Source organism: Halorientalis persicus (assembly GCF_900110215.1).
Classification (GTDB): domain Archaea; phylum Halobacteriota; class Halobacteria; order Halobacteriales; family Haloarculaceae; genus Halorientalis; species Halorientalis persica.
Window position 1 is genome coordinate 1 of the sequence record NZ_FOCX01000100.1, and the last position, 1,863, is coordinate 1,863.

At 62.6% G+C, this 1,863-nt stretch carries 2 protein-coding genes and 1 pseudogene; 2 read left to right on the forward strand and 1 reads right to left on the reverse strand.

The window, feature by feature from the left end:
* Both BMX17_RS26585 and BMX17_RS24775 read left to right on the forward strand, forming a co-directional pair.
* Positions 1-531: pseudogene (locus BMX17_RS26585) on the forward strand (hypothetical protein); the annotation flags it as partial.
* A 504-nt stretch (positions 532-1,035) separates the two neighbouring features.
* On the forward strand, positions 1,036-1,311 hold the full coding sequence (locus BMX17_RS24775) for a PadR family transcriptional regulator (protein WP_092665298.1): 276 nt from the start codon (positions 1,036-1,038) through the stop codon (positions 1,309-1,311).
* Positions 1,312-1,384: 73 nt separating this feature from the next.
* On the opposite strand, the gene BMX17_RS24780 is transcribed toward BMX17_RS24775, so the two are convergent.
* The gene (locus tag BMX17_RS24780) at positions 1,385-1,630 is read right to left on the reverse strand and encodes a PRC-barrel domain-containing protein (protein WP_170845572.1); all 246 of its coding nucleotides are present in this window, start codon (positions 1,628-1,630) and stop codon (positions 1,385-1,387) included.
* Positions 1,631-1,863: the final 233 nt, after the last annotated feature.

Below are 1,863 nucleotides of genomic sequence, written 5' to 3' on the forward strand. Positions count from 1 at the left end.
GTCAACCAGTACTACGAGAGCCTCGACCGAGAACAGCCGCTCGACACCGCCGGCATCACCATCCGGCCGCAGGATGGCTGTCTGCCGACGGTGCGCGGCGAGGTCGACCTCGCCGACGAGGACGTGACAGTAATCGAGACGCTCCCTGCCCTCGACGACATCGAGTTGCGGATCACCGACAGCCTCGGCGTCCTGAACGACGACGAGAGGCAGTTGATCGAGGAACTGGTCGCCTCGAATGAGGGGGTCAGCTACAACGTCCAGCAACAGTTCACCGACGCCGAACGGCTGAACGCGACCGTACTAGAAGCGACCAATGACGGCCGGGTCGATGTGCGACTCACGGCTGCCGGGTCGGACGGGAGCGCGGTCGTCGTGACGGTCGATCTCGAGGACGAGACGGTCGTCCGGTCTTACGCAATGCGCGAACTGGATGCCGACAACGTCGTGATGGCCGGAGAAGACGGCTACGAGACGGTCACCACCGACAGCGGTGGGACGATTACGTTCGAGACCGGCGACGACGCGTAAGTCCCGTCTCTTCATCCCACAGCCCCTCGTTTTCGGAGTGATCCCAACGGAAACACCGTGTTTCGGGACGCTGCGCCCGAGAAACGCTCGGCTCCAAAAGCGCTGACCGTCCCCAGCCGTCTCGGTTGGGGGAGAAGCGAACTTCGGCGCGTGTGGGCGACGGTCGCATACGCCGCGGCCGCGTGGCGCCACGATATCGGCCGCCCACGCGAGCGCGTCGGCGAGATCGACGACCATGGCGACTGGGCCGCCAGCGAACCCAAGCGCCTGCTCGACGCCGAGGATGCCCCGGCCGAGCAGGTCAGTGCGATCACAGGCCCACCCACACCCGCACATCCCCGCGCTTTTGCCCGCAGCGTACAGATGTACGCCCGGGAGCGGCGGAATCGGTGTCACACGCTCCGTTGCTCCCATCCCCTGTACTTAGATCCAATACCCAGCAGTTGCTGCGTCTGTAACTCTCACCGTACATTCAAGACAGCGGGCTGGCTATTCTGGGCTGATATGCACGATCTGACTGGGTTACAGCGCGACCTGCTGTACGCGATTGCCGGCATGGACGAGCCCCACGGCCTCGCGCTCAAAGACGAGGTCGAACAGTACTATGAGGGCGAAATCCACCACGGCCGCCTCTACCCGAATCTCGATACGCTCGTCGACAAGGGGCTGGTCGAAAAGGGCTCCAAAGACCGCCGCACCAATTCCTACACAATCACCAAGCGTGGCCACCGCGAGATTGAGGCCCGACGCGAGTGGGAACAGGACTACCTCGACTGGTAGGCGTCCAGCCGGCCGCGCCCTGGCCGCGATCCGACCGCCGTGGTGGAGACGAGCGCTCACACGCGACGGTCTGTCAGGTCCCGGGCTTGCGGACAATCAGGAAATCACTCAAATCGTCAATGCAGCGGGCCGGAACGCGGAGCCGGCCGTTGTCAGTCGTCTCAAACCCGGAGACCGAGGAATCGGACGGCTCGACTAGTACACTTTCGAGTGCGCCCGTCTTGGCATCCATCGTGAGGTTATACACGTGTCCGAGTTCTGCACCATCCGTGCTGAGGACCGGTTTGTTGGAGAGCTGTTTGGCGAGGACCACTGCCATAGCCCCCAGTAGATAGCGCTCTGACAAAAATTGTCGGGGATGGGGCTGCAGTGGCGGGTGTTATGGGTCGGTTCACAGACCTCCTTTATGACTGCTCGGCGAACGGTCAGTACAGTGGCTGACTCAACCGTTGCCGAGTTAGTACGTAATCTCGATGTCGACTGTTGCAGACTTCGACTCTAACTGCCCGGGCGGCTCCGCTTCCAGACGATCTGTGTTATCGACCACCACGT

Excerpts from the sequence above, each read along its gene's own strand:
- BMX17_RS24780 (WP_170845572.1), bottom strand. The coding sequence starts at position 1,630 with ATGGCAGTGGTCCTCGCCAAACAGCTCTCCAACAAACCGGTCCTCAGC.
- BMX17_RS24775 (WP_092665298.1), top strand. The coding sequence starts at position 1,036 with ATGCACGATCTGACTGGGTTACAGCGCGACCTGCTGTACGCGATTGCC.